The organism is Paenibacillus sp. FSL R5-0470 (genome assembly GCF_037975205.1).
In the GTDB taxonomy this organism is placed as follows: domain Bacteria; phylum Bacillota; class Bacilli; order Paenibacillales; family Paenibacillaceae; genus Paenibacillus_AQ.
Map to the genome: position 1 here is coordinate 3,777,793 of NZ_CP150238.1, position 17,025 is coordinate 3,794,817.

General features: G+C 43.2%; 15 protein-coding genes. 2 read left to right on the plus strand and 13 right to left on the minus strand.

The features are described 5' to 3' along the window. Positions 1-141 precede the first annotated feature (141 nt). On the plus strand, positions 142-783 hold the full coding sequence (locus MKY99_RS16540; RefSeq protein WP_339265066.1) for a thiamine diphosphokinase: 642 nt from the start codon (positions 142-144) through the stop codon (positions 781-783). A 326-nt stretch (positions 784-1,109) separates the two neighbouring features. Further along, positions 1,110-1,610 (plus strand): C40 family peptidase, encoded by a 501-nt coding sequence (locus tag MKY99_RS16545; RefSeq protein ID WP_339241593.1) that lies wholly within the window; start codon positions 1,110-1,112, stop codon positions 1,608-1,610. A gap of 42 nt (positions 1,611-1,652) precedes the next feature. Here the strand turns inward: MKY99_RS16545 and MKY99_RS16550 are convergent, their stop codons facing one another. The 13 genes from MKY99_RS16550 to metH form a co-directional block, all read right to left on the minus strand. Further along, positions 1,653-2,546: a response regulator transcription factor gene (locus MKY99_RS16550; RefSeq protein WP_339265068.1), complete on the minus strand. Its 894-nt coding sequence runs from the start codon at positions 2,544-2,546 to the stop codon at positions 1,653-1,655. Further along, a complete protein-coding gene (locus MKY99_RS16555; RefSeq protein WP_339265070.1) occupies positions 2,491-3,531 on the minus strand; it encodes a ThiF family adenylyltransferase in 1,041 nt (346 codons plus the stop codon). Before MKY99_RS16555 ends, MKY99_RS16550 begins: the two co-directional genes overlap by 56 nt. Positions 3,532-3,603: 72 nt before the next feature. Further along, positions 3,604-5,157, minus strand: a complete 1,554-nt coding sequence (locus MKY99_RS16560) for an ABC-F family ATP-binding cassette domain-containing protein (RefSeq protein ID WP_042188823.1) — start codon at positions 5,155-5,157, stop codon at positions 3,604-3,606. Between the two features lie 336 nt (positions 5,158-5,493). Next, positions 5,494-6,993, minus strand: a complete 1,500-nt coding sequence (locus MKY99_RS16565) for a protein kinase (RefSeq protein ID WP_339265073.1) — start codon at positions 6,991-6,993, stop codon at positions 5,494-5,496. A gap of 120 nt (positions 6,994-7,113) precedes the next feature. Continuing rightward, complete coding sequence (locus MKY99_RS16570) at positions 7,114-8,181, minus strand: SAM-dependent methyltransferase (protein WP_339265075.1); 1,068 nt, start codon at positions 8,179-8,181, stop codon at positions 7,114-7,116. Then, positions 8,178-8,960 carry an ATP-binding cassette domain-containing protein gene (locus tag MKY99_RS16575; RefSeq protein WP_339271686.1) on the minus strand — a complete coding sequence of 261 codons (783 nt, stop codon included), beginning with the start codon at positions 8,958-8,960 and terminating at the stop codon, positions 8,178-8,180. Before MKY99_RS16575 ends, MKY99_RS16570 begins: the two co-directional genes overlap by 4 nt. Next, complete coding sequence (locus MKY99_RS16580) at positions 8,960-9,283, minus strand: thioredoxin family protein (protein ID WP_339265077.1); 324 nt, start codon at positions 9,281-9,283, stop codon at positions 8,960-8,962. The genes MKY99_RS16575 and MKY99_RS16580 overlap by 1 nt, the downstream gene beginning before the upstream one ends. Then, the gene (locus MKY99_RS16585) at positions 9,280-9,624 is read right to left on the minus strand and encodes a cyclic-phosphate processing receiver domain-containing protein (protein WP_076283543.1); all 345 of its coding nucleotides are present in this window, start codon (positions 9,622-9,624) and stop codon (positions 9,280-9,282) included. The genes MKY99_RS16580 and MKY99_RS16585 overlap by 4 nt, the downstream gene beginning before the upstream one ends. Positions 9,625-9,626: 2 nt before the next feature. Continuing rightward, on the minus strand, positions 9,627-10,484 hold the full coding sequence (locus tag MKY99_RS16590; protein WP_339265080.1) for a deoxyribonuclease IV: 858 nt from the start codon (positions 10,482-10,484) through the stop codon (positions 9,627-9,629). Then, positions 10,474-11,289, minus strand: coding sequence for a DNA-formamidopyrimidine glycosylase family protein (locus MKY99_RS16595; protein ID WP_339265082.1), 816 nt, complete (start codon positions 11,287-11,289; stop codon positions 10,474-10,476). The genes MKY99_RS16590 and MKY99_RS16595 overlap by 11 nt, the downstream gene beginning before the upstream one ends. A gap of 46 nt (positions 11,290-11,335) precedes the next feature. Beyond that, positions 11,336-12,124 carry an HAD-IIA family hydrolase gene (locus tag MKY99_RS16600; protein WP_076298751.1) on the minus strand — a complete coding sequence of 263 codons (789 nt, stop codon included), beginning with the start codon at positions 12,122-12,124 and terminating at the stop codon, positions 11,336-11,338. Between the two features lie 283 nt (positions 12,125-12,407). Beyond that, positions 12,408-13,355 (minus strand): ribonuclease Z, encoded by a 948-nt coding sequence (rnz, locus tag MKY99_RS16605; RefSeq protein WP_076298752.1) that lies wholly within the window; start codon positions 13,353-13,355, stop codon positions 12,408-12,410. 144 nt (positions 13,356-13,499) lie between these two features. Beyond that, complete coding sequence (metH, locus tag MKY99_RS16610) at positions 13,500-16,937, minus strand: methionine synthase (protein ID WP_042188840.1); 3,438 nt, start codon at positions 16,935-16,937, stop codon at positions 13,500-13,502. Positions 16,938-17,025 lie beyond the last annotated feature (88 nt).

The following is a 17,025-nucleotide window of genomic DNA, read 5'->3' on the forward strand; positions in this document are numbered from 1 at the left end:
AAACCTAAATATATGTGAATTTATACTCAAAAGATCGCACACTCTCATTTTAGCGTTGTCGAGGTCAATTGTGCAACCTTTCGATCTGCATTATACTGGACAGGATACTCAACAAGAGGTTTAAGAGGAGGAATGGATGTTATGTCATCCAAACGAGTCGTAATATTTGCAGGTGGAGAACTGTCTCCAGAATATTTCAACCTATTAGATGAAGATGATTTTATTATCGGTGCGGATCAGGGAGCGCTATTTCTCATTTCACACGGATATACACCAGATATAGCAGTAGGTGATTTTGATTCCGTTTCGCCTGAAGCGCTTCAAGATATTAAATCCAAAAGCAAGAAGACTATCACCTGTGATGCCGTGAACAAAGATTTGACAGATAGCGAGATGGCGTTAGATATTGCAATGGATCAGCAACCTGATTCTATTCTACTATTAGGTGTTACGGGTACTCGAATTGACCACTCCCTGGCTAGTATTCAAATGATGACAAGAGCCCTACAACGTCAAATCAACTGCTACGTCATGGACACTCATAACTATATAACCCTTACAGGATCCCAGGCTGTTATCAACGATTTAGGCTATACCTACGTGTCTTTACTGCCTTTAACCCCAGAAGTATCGGGTATTACCTTAGACGGATTTCAATATCCATTGACGGACGCTACACTAAAGCTTGGACAATCACTTGGTGTGAGTAACAAACTGGTTTCATCCTCAGGGACGGTTACCATTCGAAGTGGATTGTTGCTGATCATTCAGAGTAAAGACTAGATACATACGGAACATTTTCAACTTAAAAATGCTACTATTTTATAGTTTAGAAACATCATTGTAACTTTTATCTCGAATTCGAAAAAGCCGTGAAAACTCTTTTGTACCAAGGGTTTCCCGGCTTTTTTAAGATAATATTACATCAAATTATTAATTTTTTGTAACTTTTAATGAATTTTTAATAAAACGCTTACAACCCATACCCAGCCTCACTTTATTGCACCTCTTCCAATTTTTATGTCATAGATAACCTGCTATACTACGAATCAGGCAAGCAAGACAGACAAACACAACAACAAAGACTAACACCTTGGAGGTAATACAACATGAATAAACAACAATGGATTAAAAAAGCGATTGTTATAGGAATGGTTACTACAATGGGCTTGGGTACAATGATGGCAACAGGCGTAGGCGCAACGAAAGTTGAAGCAGCTTCCGTATCTAAAGGTCAAAGCGTAGTGAATCTCGGGAAAAAATATATGGGAGTGCCTTACAAATTCGGTGCATCCACTTCTACTACTAAAGTTTTTGACTGCTCTTCTTTTACAAAATACATCTTTAAACAATATAATGTAACATTACCTCGTACATCCGTAGATCAATCTAAAGTAGGGAAAGCAGTATCGAAAGCTGACCTTCGTGTAGGTGATCTAGTATTTTTCTCCAGCGGTAGCAGAGCAAACGGTAAAAATGTAACTCACGTTGCTGTTTATGCTGGCAATGGCAAAATTCTGCACACTTACGGTAAACCAGGTGTTACGATTTCCGATCTTAACTCCGGTAATTGGAAAAAAACATATTTAAAGGCTCGCCGCGTACTGTAAACAACGACTCTGTAGAGTTCTAACTATAATAGAGAAATAGTCTCAGGATGTGGTGCCGCCTTCGGGCGCCCTCATTACATATCCTGTTCCGCGAACGGTGTGAATCAACTTGTTCCGGTGACCTTTATCCATTTTCAAACGGATATGTCTGATGTAAACATCTACAACATTGGTATCTGCGTGAAATTGGTAACCCCATACTTCCTTAAGTATCTCGATGCGAGAGCATATCATTCCTTGGTTCGCAGCGAGATAATACAATAGATCAAATTCTTTGGGTGTCATTTTTAACTCGATCCCGTCGCGACTTACAAACCTGCGGCTGGGATCGAGCATTAAACCATCGACTCTCAGTATTTGATTTAAATTTCGACGCCGTCCAGTAAGGGTTAACAAATTTAGAATTCTGTGTTTGAATTCACCGGTATGTAAAGGCTTTGTCATATATTCATTACCCCCGGCTGAGAACGCCGAAACTGCCCCAGTTCCAGATTCAGATTGTTCACCGGAAATCACCATTACTGGTAGTATCATCCCCTCAGCTCTTACAGCGGAAATTATGTCCCAGCCTTCCCAAGTCCCCACCTCGCATAGCTCAGCAAGCAGCAGTACCGGTTCTACTTTTGATATGGATAAGCGGAGATCCTCGGGATCTTCGCTTTTTGTTGCTTCAAGTCCAATATCTTGTAGCACACTTTCTATAACGGTTCGATCTTCTTCTCCACTACTGCTATCAGCCATATACCATATTATTTGCTCAATCACAAAGTTCCCCCATATCCATATGACTTGCACCAGCATCACTGCGGTACGTATAGAATTCCCGGAAAACAAAAAGACCATTCCTAAGGAATGGCCTGAACACCTATTTACAGCTTCTTTATCCAAAATATCGATGATAAAAGCTCCGAGCAGCAGCAATATCTTTTGTCCCATGAATCAACGCTCTACCATCCGCAAAAATTACTAACCGATAAGGCCCTTCTATAAAAGAAACCAGATATGCGTTGCTGTCCACGCTTCCGCTTCCTAAACGAGACAAACGATCCGCAGTTTCCTGCAAGTTAAGCTTCTGTGGTCTCGCAGGTCGAATTTGTACTGTATCCCTTCCACAAAGAACATCGCCTCGTTCGGTATTCGCTGCCATTAGATAGGGATAGATCGGATGACTCCCACAAGAAGGACAGTTTTTCTTTTTGGCAGCTTTCACTCCAATTTCATGGTATTCATTCCGCCACACATCAAACGTTAACAGTTTGTTTCTTAATTGATCTTTACGCTGACCTAGTAGTTTCAGCGCCTCTGCCGTTGCATTTGCCGTAACTAGTTGTACTGCTTGCGGAAGTATACCTGCGGTATCACAGGTATCACCTCCTAGCGGTACTGTACCTAGAAGACAATGGAGACATGGAGTTTCTCCTGGCAAAATCGTATAGGTTATTCCATAACTGCCTACACATGCACCATAGATCCAAGGAATACCGTGCTTTTGCGCCATATCATTAATAATAAGCCGAGTATCAAAATTATCTGTACCATCCATGATCAGATCAACCCCTGAAACAAGCCCTTCCAACTCTTCGGCACGAACATCTATAACATAGGCTTCAATAACGACCTCAGAATTAATCTGTTGAAGTCTGCGCTGCGCAGCAGCAGCCTTAGGCATACGTTCAATAGCATCTACCTCTGTATAGAGCTGTTGCCTCTGAAGGTTACTCCACTCTACATAATCACGGTCAGCTAAAATAATTTTGCCTACCCCGCAGCGTACCAGCGTCTCTGCAATCCCAGTACCAAGCGCACCTGCGCCCACTACTAAAACACTAGACTGCGCGAGCCCTTCTTGTCCCTCTGCTCCAAATGGCGCAAATCGCACCTGACGAGAATAACGATCTTCACGACCATCTGTATGAATCATTCGGTTTCCCTCCCCGTATCCAAAAACCGGAGAACAGCAGATCGTCTGCTATTCCCCGGGAGTATGATGATTCTATACTTGTACTGCTGACCACTGTTCAACATCCCAAATTTTCGTAACCCAATCTTCATAGAAATCAGGTTCATGGGAGACGAGCAGGACTGTGCCTTTATATTCTTGTAATGCCCGCTTCAGCTCTGCCTTGGCAATAACATCAAGGTGATTGGTAGGTTCATCGAACAGAACCCAGTTGCTCTCACGCATCAACAGCTTACAGAGACGGACCTTAGCTTGTTCGCCACCACTCAGCATGCTAAGCGGTCGGGTAATATGCTCATTTTTCAGACCACATCGAGCTAGATGTCCACGCACTTCATTCTGAGTTAGACTAGAAAATTCATTCCAGACATCCTCAATAGGTGTAAGATTAGCTGCTTTCACTTCTTGTTGGAAATACGCTGAATTCAGATAATCTCCTAGATAAGTTTTACCGCTATACGTAGGAATCACGCCAAGAATAGTCTTCAGTAGCGTCGATTTACCGACACCATTGCAACCAGTTATAGCGATCTTCTCTCCCCGTTCAATGGTCATGTTCAGCATAGGAAGCAACGGACGGTCGTAACCAATCTCGAAATCAATGCCTTCGAAGACTGTTTTCCCGCTGGCCCGACTTTCTTTAAACTTAAAGGTAGGTTTTGCAGCTTCTTCTGGTCGATCAATTCGATCCATACGATCCAGCTGTTTCTCACGGCTCTTCGCCCGTCCAGATGTGGAGGCACGAGCTTTGTTACGCTGAATGAAATCCTCTTGTTTCTTAATAAAATCCTGTTGTTTCTCATAAGCATCTATGTGTTGGATCTTATTCATCTCGGCCATATTCAGGAATTTCTCGTAGTTCGCAGTGTATCGAGTAAGTTTACCGAACTCCAGGTGATAGACCACATTTACGACTTTATTCATGAATTCCGTATCATGAGAGATCAATATAAATGCATATGGATATTGCTTCAAATAGTTAGTTAACCAGTCAATATGCTCAACATCCAAATAGTTAGTAGGCTCATCCAGCAATAGTACATTCGGTTTCTCAAGCAGAAGCTTCGCGAGCAGAACCTTTGTGCGTTGACCCCCACTTAGTGAAGCGACATCACGGTCAAGTCCAATAACGGATAGGCCAAGACCATTCGCCATTTCCTCCACTTTTACATCAATAAGATAAAAATCTCCGATGTCCAGCTGTTCCTGAATGTCCCCCATTTGCTCGAGTAACATCTCTAACTCTTCAGGAGAAGCGTCGCCCATCTTTTCAGTTATAGTTAGCATTTCCTGTTCCAGCTCTAAAAGTGGCAAGAAAGCGTCCTTCAATACATCACGGATGGTTTTCCCTGGCGTTAAGATCGTATGCTGATCCAAGTAACCGTAACGGACGCGAGGCGTCCACTCTACTTTTCCACTATCCTTCAACAGTTTTCCAGTCAAAATATTCATAAGCGTCGATTTTCCTACGCCATTTGCTCCTACGATTCCTACATGCTCACCCGGTAGCAACCGGAAAGAAACATTTTTAAACAACGTCCGATCCCCAAAATTGTGGGAAACGTCTTCTACACTAAGTAAACTCATAAATTCTCCGCAAGCTCCTGTCTATACTTAAATAATGCGTAATAAGAAGAAACGACGTTGTCATCTTTTAAAGACGACAACCGTTTCTCGTAAAAATATAAGGATAAAGTATAGTGTGAAGCTTATACTTTCTTATATTTCAAGCAGAAACGTCTTCAGCGTCCCTGTAGGACGGTAAGCGTTCATGCAAGAAATATAAAGGTAAAGTATAGTGTAAAACTTATACTTTCTTATATTTTTCAAAACACGTATAAATATATATTTTAACACACTTTAATGCAACACTGAACTAAAAGTTAGTTGAGTAAAAAGAGGAAGCATAGAGAACCGCTTTATTCAGCCTTTCTTTTGAAAAAAACTACGGCTTTTCCCCTTACTGGGTACATCTAATACTCCCTCAAACATTTCATTGATCACTTCTACCAACTTCCCCTTAGGCTTGAATGGATCTTGCTGAAAAGGTAGTCCATAAATCTTATCTGTACCTATAGCGGTTTGCAACAGATGTACAGTTGAGGGTTCTGCGAGTGGTAACCCCACCCTCCAATTCGTTTCAGGCTGTAACCTTTTACGCCTAAGCCACACTAGTAAATCTTCGAGTCGCCAATCTGCACCAGAAGTAATTAGAATCGGCATATCGCTATATTTGAACTCATCAAGCGCCCCTTCATATTCCCCAACGCCAAGATCCAACACTACAAATTGATAATCCCCTCTCAGCAAATCAGCCATTTTTCCGTGAATAGGACGTTTCCAATAATGCACCCCTTTCCATGAAAAAGCAGATATCTCATCCTTGGATGCAACAGTTGTAATCTGTGTCTGTAACATGCTGCGAATGCGTTCATAAACCGATGAATCAGGAGAAAAATCAACCCATGCAGTTGCCCCCTTCTGCGCAAGTAAGCTGCTCACTGCGAATGAAGTATGTGTTGTTCCAAGACCTGAGGCAACTCCGAGTAAGGCGATAACGATTGCTTTACGCTTTTCTAGAGAATGTGGGACTAAAATAGTAAAATCATTTCCTCTATCCATTTCAGATTCCATACGAATTAGTGCCTGTAGAACTGCTTCTGCATTCTGATAACGCTCCTCAGCGTGATGTCGTAATAAGCGTCTTATGATTGGAATAATGCCAGATGGTATATGGTTATAAAGCCTATTCTCCATCCCAAACTCCCATTGACTACATTGCCCTCCAGTTGCCATATAGAGAATTAATGCTCCTAGTCCATATAAATCGGATACCGGCTGACTCTGCCCACTTCCATATTGCTCAGGTGCCGCGAAGCCAACCGTACCAAGCTTAACCGTATCTTCAGAGATACCGTGTTTGTAGCTTCGTGCGATCCCAAAGTCAATTAACATCAGCTCTTTTTGCAGTGTCAACATGATATTTGAAGGCTTTAGATCACGATAGATAATCGGTGGTTGATGACTATGCAAATATTGAAGGACTTCTAAAAGCTGTTTAGCCGCCTGAATGATGAAGTCACTTGGCAAAGGTCCGGGATTATCCTTCATTAGCTGACTCAAGCTCACACCTTCAATATAGTCCATGATTAAATAGGAATACCCTTCTCGATCTGGAAGATAGAAATCGACAATACGCGGCAATCGTGGGTGATCTAGTGTAATTAACATATCGGCTTCCGCTTGGATGTCAGAATGCAGCTCATCTAAGCATAAGCTTTCTTTTACAGCCCATCGTTTACCCTTTAGACGTAAATCTTCCGCAAGATAAACATTACTCATCCCACCTGAACCAATATGGCCCGTAATTCTGTATCTGTCATCAATAACCTGTCCAATCTTAAGTTTCGTCTCAAAATGCAATTTAACTCCTCCTTTTCGCAATAAAAAAAGAGAAAGCTTCCGCCATTAATGTTCTTACCGCAAAATACGGTTAACATTAATAACGGGATACTTTCCCTTAGAAATTCAAAATTTGTTTGATTAGTATTTAATCATATAAAGTGTGATCTCATCACGATTATGGAACAGCTGCTTTGCACGCTGAATCTGCATGCGCTCCCCTTCAAACATCGCAATAATTTCTTTGATCATCGCAAGTGGTTTCTTATGCATTAGTTTTACGGTCACAATGGCTGTTCCACCCGGTGACAGACTGTGGAGTAACCCTGTTACTAGCTTCGCCATCAGCTTAGGACTCCAGCTCATATCGCACACGAGCAGATCAAATTCATTGTCCCGGAATTTTACTTCTCCTGCGTTTTTACGAAGGATTTTCAAGCCCGGATAATTACGAAGGGACTCATGCATTAACGCAGGGTCAACAGCTGTAACCTTCATTCCACGTTCCAGTAAGAAAGAAGTCCACCCACCTGGAGAAGCACCAATATCTAACGCATTACGGAAACTGTAAAAAGGAATATCAAACTCCTTCTCGGCTTCCATTAGTTTAAACTTGGCACGTGAGATTTGTCCATCCTCCTTACGGAAACGGATGGCACCGCCATTCCAGCTAGATAAATTCGCTTCTGGTCTGGACACACCTGCATATAAGGCATTCCCGTCTGCGTAGACTGAAATAACCCAGGCTGGATCTTGCACAGTAAATTCTGCGCCTAAGTTCTGCAATTGCTCTTGGAGCCATTCACGAAGTTCTCCTGGACTGTCCTGCCAAAAGGAAGGATCACCTTTACGAACATTTAGGGATATCTTTTCACCCTCAAGCTCAGTGTGGCGACTTAAATACACCGCCAAACGCTGTAGAGCTTCCATGGTTCCTTCATCCTGAAACTGAACAGGCTGTATATGACGCAGGAAAATGGGAAGATTCTGTGTGAGTAAGCGCGTTACTTCCTCTGGTTCACATTGCAATGTAGCCAGAAAGATTTCTCCTGGTAATAACAAGGTACTCTTCACAGCACCAAATAAACGGCGAAGCTCTTCTTGTGCATAAGGTGCAAAGCCGTGATTAGCTGTACAAATATATCGGGAATACACTTCTTCTTCCGGAGCAATGTTCTGCTCTTCGGTATCTTGTCTTAAATCGTTCAAATCGTTTTGCCTCCAGGTCTAATTTTAATCCAGGGACGACCGCTATCCCATTCAACATCAACAGGAATATCATAAGTGGCCAAGATCATTTCTTTCGTTAATACTTCTTCTTTCGGTCCAGATCCAGCTAGCTTACCCTCACGAATTAATGCAACATGCGTGAAAAGCGGGACAATTTCTTCCACATGGTGAGTTACGTATACTACAGAAACATTACGCTGTCTCAGCTTGTCTATTTCAGCCAGCATTTTTTCCCTTTCATATAGATCAAGGCCCGCACATGGCTCGTCCATAATTAATAGCTTAGGGTCAGCCATAAGACATCTTGCCAGCATAGCTTTTTTACGTTCCCCCTGTGACAAGGTCCCAAAAGGATGAAATGCCATATTGCCTAGATTCATATCTTCCAGCATGCTGATTGCTTTCTCTTTTACTTCGGTGGGGATCGTCTCGTAGAAACGTAAATAAGCGTAAGCACCTGTTGCTACGACTTCCCACACCGGATCATTTAATGACATCTTTTCCATCAAGGAAGGCCCGATATAGCCAATTTCTTTACGAACCTCACGTATATCACATTGTCCATATTTATAACCCAGCACTTCTACAGTCCCTTTGCTAGGAAACAAATAACCAGTCATCATCTCTAAAATTGTGGTTTTACCGGAGCCATTCCGTCCCAAAATGACCCAGTTCTCACCTTCTTTAACTTCTAGCGACACATCGTCCAAGATTAAGTTTTCTTCCCTGCGGAGAGATAAATGTTGTAATGAAATGATTATGATATAACACTCCTTATGTATTCCAGTACTCGCTCAACTGAAACCATGGAATAATAAACTTTCGGATCATCTTCCCGTTCTGCAGAAGCTACAAGTAGTGCAGGAACGCTCGTAATACGATATTGTTGTACCAAATTCGGCAGCATGTTCACATTGCCTGCAACCATTTGAAGTTCAGCAGGCAATAGATGAGCCGCCACCTCTAACATCCGTTCAGCAGCCTTACAAGTACCGCACAGTGGAGTGTGTAAGAATACTACAAGCGGTTCTCCTGAACTCTTGAGCGCCTCCAGTAATTCCACTTCATTCATTACCTTCATTTCAAGTTCGTCTCCTCGGCGATATCGCGAAGCTTATCAGAACTTAGGGGACCATTTACCAAAAGCATCCCCTCAGGTTTAGCAGTATATAAGATCTCATACATTTCTTTTCGCCCCCACAGACTGGAAGTGTGCAAATAGATTTCTCGGGGGAACAGTCCTTCCAGTACGATCCGTCTGGCAACTTCTCCACCCGAATAATCACCCGGCCCCATATCGTAATCCAGTGATAAAATATCCACCTCGCACTCACGCAGCATTAGAAGACATTCTTCCGTCGAACGAGCCAGAGCGAACCCTTTAGGTACCTTTCGAAGATCATCCATATAGATGTGAATCACAATTACGCCTCCGCTTCAAACCAACCACGCACAGTAGCAATTTCTTTTCGGTGACTGCCATCCGCACCCTTCTCCGTTTCCATGACAACAGCTGAGCTTCGTAAAAGCTTGGAGGACAATAAGCTTTTCAGCCCCTGCGCTCCAATATGTCCTTGTCCGATTCCAGCATGTCTGTCGCGTCTTGAGTCGAAAGGAAACTTAGAATCATTTAAATGAACAGCAACAAGATGTCGCCAAAATCCAAGTTGCTCTCCTCGTTCAAGGAAGGCTTCCGTTCGCTCAGGGTTCCAGATACCAGCTGCGTAAGCGTGACAGGTGTCCAAACAAAATCCAATTTTCTCCGGAAATTGGCTAAGCTCTCGAACTTTCACGAGTTCTTCAAGTGTAATTCCTTCATTTCCATGGTTGCCCGCTTGATTCTCTATAAGCAGCTTAGTATGTCCATCCCAGGACTGAAGCACATCATTCATACATTGTATAATATTTTGATAGCCTTGTAACGGCTCCATTCCACCAAAATGTCCAAAATGAACAACGATGCCTAATGAACCACAAGCTTCTGCAATCTCTAGATCATTTAAGAGAGAGGCTACATAAACCTTTCGTGGAGTAACATCATCTACACTAGCCGCCATGTTAATCCCATAGGGTGTGTGAGCAATCGAAGCAATCCCTTTGTCTTGGCAAAAGAGCGCACAATCCCTCGTATCTCTTACATCTACCTGTTTAAGTTTCAAACTACGCGGATTTTTAGGGAAATATTGAAAACATGTTGCACCGCTCTCCCAAGCGAACCGGGCAGCTCTCCCATAACCACCGCGAATGCTAACATGTGCCCCTATTTTGGGGCTATTCGTCATGCTGGCAGTTTGGGCAATAAAACACTTTGCGTCCAGACTGCTCAGTTTTTATAATCGTTCCCCTATCACGAAGACAAGACTCGCCTTCACGATCATACACTTTGCATTGATTATTATATGAACCTGTAATAGTATCCCCAGTCATAAACGGCATTTCCATGTACCCACCAATTTCAGTCGCCTCAGTCAGTACTTTTTGGATGCTCTCATAAAGACGGGCTATAGATTCAGTTGTTAAATTTTGTACTAGTGCAGAAGGTAAAAGCCTAGCTTCAAAGGCAATCTCATCAGCATAGCAATTCCCGACTCCAGCCATCACATGCTGATTTACTAACAGGCTTTTGAGCGCACCTCTCCGTCCCTTTAATAATGCAGTGAATCTTTCCAGCGTCATCCGACGATCCAGCAGCTCAGGTCCAAGTTTACCCATTGTGGCTTCGCTTTCCTTCACCGACAGCAAATGTATATAGCCTAAGCGAAGTCCAATGAAGTAAAGGATATGATCTCCAAATGCGATTTCGACTTGTGTGTTACGATCCGGCCGTTCTTCCTCCGTGCCATAAAAAAGTATTCCACCAAGCATCAAATGTAGAAGTAGTCTTCTTCCATCATGTAGGTGAAACAAAATATACTTGGCACGCCGCTCAACAAAAACAACACGCGCACCGATCAATGCATTTCTAAAAGCTTCTGTTTCCATATTAATTGATTTTTCTCTGTTCACGATTACATCAGATATTGGCACATTTATAATATGCTGACTAAGCAGCTTTCTATAATTCTCCATTTCCGGCAATTCCGGCATAGCTCATCGTCCCTTCTAGGTTGGTGAAGTAATAAGATCCTAGCTATTATACACCGAGAAACGTTTTAAGTTCAGTTAAATCGGCACAAATTTCATCCGGTGAGATTCCGGTAAGGTTTTTATAGTGGTCAAGATTTTCTGCATTGGTTAATCCGGTAAATACAAGAACTGTACGACAGCCCGCATTTACTCCAGCTGCTATATCTGTACGCATATTATCACCGACAACCACTGCATGTTCAGGCTCGATACCAAGAAGATCTGTCGCAAATTTGATTAAATGGGATTCCGGCTTGCCAATCACTACCGGACTCACTCCACTAGCAGCCTCGATGGCTGCTCCGATCGTACCTGCGCCTGGCATAATGCCATCATCTGATGGCAGCATTAAGTCTGGGTTAGTGAGTACAAACTTTGCTCCTCCCAGAATCCAGCGCGAAGCTTGCGAGAGCGACGTATAGTTGAAGGAGCGATCGATGCCTTGCAGTACATAATCGGGAGAGTCTGTGACGATGCGGAGCCCAGCTTCGGTACAAGCCACATGCAAACCCTCTTCTCCAAGTATCGCCACTGCAGCCCCAGGTGATTCCTCAGCTATGTAACGTGCGGCCGCCATTGATGAGGTACATACCTCCTCAGCTTTCGCATCTATTCCCATTCCACATAAATGTGCAGCCACATTAGCCGCTGTACGCGATGAATTGTTGGTAACAAATAAAAAAGGAATGCCCGCTTCACGCAGACCTTTAATCAGTAAATCAGCACCAGGAATCATTTTATGCCCATGGTATAACGTACCATCTAAGTCAATCAATAATCCTTTAATCTGTTCCATTATAAATCCCTCTATTTCCATAAGAAATTTAATTAATGTCATAAATGAATAATAGTATTAATAAACATTTAACCTAAGCCCAGCTTGGATTTAGAATGTTTAATAATACTTTTTGTTGGCGGTATTGCCCGATTGTTTTCGGCAAGATTTCCAGCCATTCGTACCTCTTTCACGCTGTAATTACTTTAAATCTAACACACTTCGTCGAATGAAATCGAACGAGAGACTCATCCAGCATTTTTTAGCATAGCACTGTCATTTCCTGCGCTTTCCCGGAAAATAATCATTTCCCCAATTGCCCGTTTTGTCTTCGATATATTGGATATGTGCCGAATTCCTCCGCTAATAATGTCTCTGGAAAAATGAGTTCAGCTTCTTCCAGCAAAGGAATCAACTCTTCAGACGAACTGTAACGAGAGCTGAAATGAGTCAACAATAGTTGGCCTGCATTGGCTTCCTTTGCTAGCTCTGCAGCTTGACGTGCGGTACTGTGATGGTATTGATACGCCATTTCTGCCAGATCATGAGCAAAGGTTGCTTCATGAACGATAAGGTCTGCATGAAGGGAGAGTTCTAAAGCTCCTGAACAAGGTCTTGTGTCTCCCAAGATCGTAACAATACGCCCTCTTTTAGGTTCTCTAACGACATCAGCAGCGCAGATACGAACACCGTCATCCGTTATAACATCTTCACCTTTTTTTAATTTTCCATATAACGGTCCAGGCTTTAAGCCATAACTCTTTAGTAATTCCGTATTGAGGCTCCCAGGACTATCCTTTTCCGTTACCCGGTAACCATAGCTATCAATACGATGCTCTAATAATGCTGCCTCCACTTTAAAACCATCATCCTCAAATACCGTTCCTCCTGTATGCTCGACAATCTCAATCTTGTATGGAATTCGGGATTGGCTCACAGCTAAGGATATATCTAAGTATGCCTTCAATCCAGGTGGACCATAAACCGTTAAAGGAGAAGTCCCTCCCTGATAACCACGACTAGATAATAAACCTGGAAGACCAAATAGATGATCTCCGTGTAAGTGTGTAATAAATAGCTTTTCCAGCTTCCCTAGGCGAATCGGTGAGCGAAGAACCTGATGCTGAGTACCTTCCCCGCAATCGAACATCCAAATGCTACGGCGTTCTTCCAGAAGTCTTAATGCAATCGAAGTTACATTGCGTTGTATAGTTGGTACCCCTGCATTCGTACCTAAAAAATATAATTCCATCCCTCTTCCTCCCTTCTTCTTATTGGCTGAACTATCTCTTGTCTATTCTAAACGTCCTTCTTCCAGCAAAAAACCCCCCAGTTACGGGAGGTTCCGCTGAAAGGGATACAATCCCCCTACAGACCGGGTGTATAAATGAAAGAATTACAGCTTCTCTACATTAAAATACTGCGCTTCTGGATGAGCGAATACCATCGCCGAAACGGAAGCCTCAGGTTCCATCATAAAGCCTTCTGTAAGGTGAACACCGATATCCTCTGGGGATAACAGTTTAAATAGTGGTCCTTGATCTTCCAGATCTGGGCATGCAGGATAACCAAAGGATACACGAATCCCTTGATATCTTGCCCCATGTCTTTGTTTCATGGTCATATCTGCAGGATCTGGGAAGCCCCATGTATCACGCATCATGTGATGAACACGCTCCGCTAATCCTTCTGCTACTTCCAGCGCTACAGATTGTAACGCATGTGAGCGTAAATAATCTCCATTATCCTTAAGGGCTGTAGAGAGCTCACGAACACCGTGTCCCGCAGTTACCACGAGGAATCCAACATAGTCCATCATTCCACTGTCGACCGACTTCAAAAAGTCCGCTAGACAGAGATAAGGCTCAACACCTTGTCTTGGAAAAGTAAAGGTATGCAGAATCTCGGCTGTATTCTGTGGATTATACACGATAATATCGTTACCACTTGATTGTGCCGGAAAGAATTGATACATCGCATGAGGAGTAATCGTACCTTCCAGCATCGCTTGATGTAGAATGTCATCGACAGTACCTTTCAACTCCACAGTCCGCTCATCACCAGCAGCTAATTGCGCCTCTACAGAACCTCGTAGCCCCAGATGGTGACCGAGCAGCATTTGCATGTTCACATAAGGGATAATATGCCCCAATGGATAATTACGAATGACATGGCGCTCTAAATCGGGTGGAACAAATACAGGTGCATCTGGAGAAATTTTGGAGCGTACAGCTCTAGTCAGCGTAGGAAGCTCTTGCTTAGGAGCAACTGCCACTGCGGATTCTGCTTCCACTCGAATTTCCTCGGCAATTTTCTCCCGTTCAACAGGATTCATAAGCCGATTAGCAATATCGAGTCCATCCATAGCATCCTTAGCATATAATACCAGCCCATCATATTCCGGCCGGATACGTGTTTTGGTGAACTTGCGAGTCAAGGCAGCACCACCTACCATAATAGGCACATCAATCCCAGCCGTGCGTAGGTCTTGCGCAGTCAGCACCATCTGCTGTGCCGATTTTACGAGTAGTCCAGACAATCCGATCGCATCGGCTTTTTCACGACGAAACGCTTCGATAATGGTCTCAGGTGGTACTTTTATACCCAAATTAATGATCTGATAACCATTATTGGATAAGATGATCTCCACCAGATTCTTACCTATATCATGCACGTCGCCTTTTACAGTTGCCAGCATGATCTTACCTTTTACCGATGTCTCATCCTTCTTCATAAACTGCTCTAAATGACCAACAGAAGCCTTCATTACTTCAGCGCTTTGCAGCACCTCAGCAACAATCAACTCATTGTTATTAAACAGCCGTCCAACCTCTGACATCCCGGCCATTAGCGGGCCATTGATAATCTCCAAAGGTCCTGATTTGGTAAGCGCCTCATTAAGGTCTGGAATAAGTCCTTCTTTGGTGCCTTCAACAACATATGAAGCCAGACGCTCTTCTAGTGACAGGTTAGAAATTTTCTCTTTTTTCTCAACCTTTTTCCCTCGGAAGGCGGCTACAAAAGCAGCAAGCGTGTCGTCATTCGTATTATAAATTAATTCCTCCGCAAGACGACGGTCTTCAGCAGGAATAGACGCATAACGTTCTACCTTCTCGGTATTTACGATCGCATAATCCAATCCAGCTTTAGTGCACTCATAGAGGAATACTGAATTCAGCACTTCACGTCCTGCTTCCGGTAATCCAAAGGAAACGTTGCTGATCCCCAAGATCGTATGAACACCTGGAAGTGCTTCTTTGATTAAACGAATCCCATCAATAGTTTCTTTAGCAGAGCCAATATATTGTTCATCTCCGGTTCCTACAGGGAACACAAGCGTGTCGAAAATAAGGTCTTCTCCAGCTAATCCGTATTTGTTCACTAGTAAGTCGTAGGAGCGTTTGGCAACTTCCAGTTTGTCCGTAGCCTTAATTGCTTGTCCTGTCTCATCAATCGTACCCACTACGATAGCTGCGCCATACTTATGAATCAATGGAGTGACCAGCTCAAATTTTTCTTCACCATCTTCAAGGTTAATTGAGTTAATTATCGCCTTACCTTGACAGTACTGTAACGCCAGGTCAATAACCTTCGGATCGGTAGTATCGATCATCAAAGGAACTTTAACCTTTTTTACAACTAATTCTAGAAACAGCTTAATATCTTCAATCTCATCACGGTCCGGATCTTGCACGCAGACGTCGATAACTTGAGCACCACTCTTCACCTGTGCACGGGCAATTTCTGAGGCTTCCTCATATTTACCTTCGACGATAAGACGTTTAAACTTACGCGACCCTAATACATTCGTACGTTCACCAACCATGTATGGACGGTTGTCGTTCTCAATATATATAGGTTCAATCCCAGAAAGTGCCGGTGGATGATTTCCTGCAAGCGGACGTGGAGGGAATTGTGAAAGTGCCTCCGACATAGCACGGATATGTTCCGGTGTCGTTCCGCAACAACCTCCCGCAATGTTAAGCCATCCCTTTTCTGCAAACGCAGCAATTTTACGCGCAAGAGAATCAGGAGATTCATGATAATGCCCATTCTCATCTGGCAGCCCAGCGTTCGGATAACAACTCACAGCCGCTGAAGAGATTGCAGAAAGTGAACGAATATGATCACGCATGAACTCTGGACCCGTCGCACAGTTCAGACCTATTGAGATAGGCTTCAGATGTTCTAAAGAAATATAGAATGCTTCAATGTTCTGACCAGCAAGTGTGGTACCCATCGGCTCTATTGTTCCCGAAATCATCACTGGCAATTTGATACCCGTCTTCTCAAATGCATTTCGAATACCTATACTTCCAGCTTTCACGTTCAGCGTATCCTGAGAGGTCTCTAGCAATAACGCATCTACTTGACCATCAATCAATGCCACTGCCTGTTCCTCGTAGCTATCAACGAGCTCTTGGAAAGTCACGCCTCCCGTAACAGAGAGTGTCTTTGTTGTAGGACCCATCGCACCTACAACATAGCGGGGACGATCTGGTGTATCATATTTATCAACGGCATTACGGGCTAGCTTTGCTGCAACCAGATTAATTTCTCGAGCCCGCTGCGGAATATCATATTCAGCAAGTACAACAGACGTTGCACCAAATGTATTCGTTTCAATGAGATCAGCACCTGCTTCAAGATACTGCTCATGAATCGTCTGAATTACTTCTGGACGAGTTAATACTAGCATTTCATTACAGCCGTCCAATTCTTCCCCACCAAAATCCTCACCTGTCAGAGGCACCTGTTGGATCATTGTGCCCATTGCACCATCTAGAATTAATATTCTTTGTTGTAAGCTTTCCTCAAGTGTATATTTAGCCAACGTATAGTCCCCCCAGTAAAACATTAGAGTAAGTTTAGCAGAATAAAGGAATTTCGAAAAGCCTTCCTTTCCACTCTGCATTATCTGT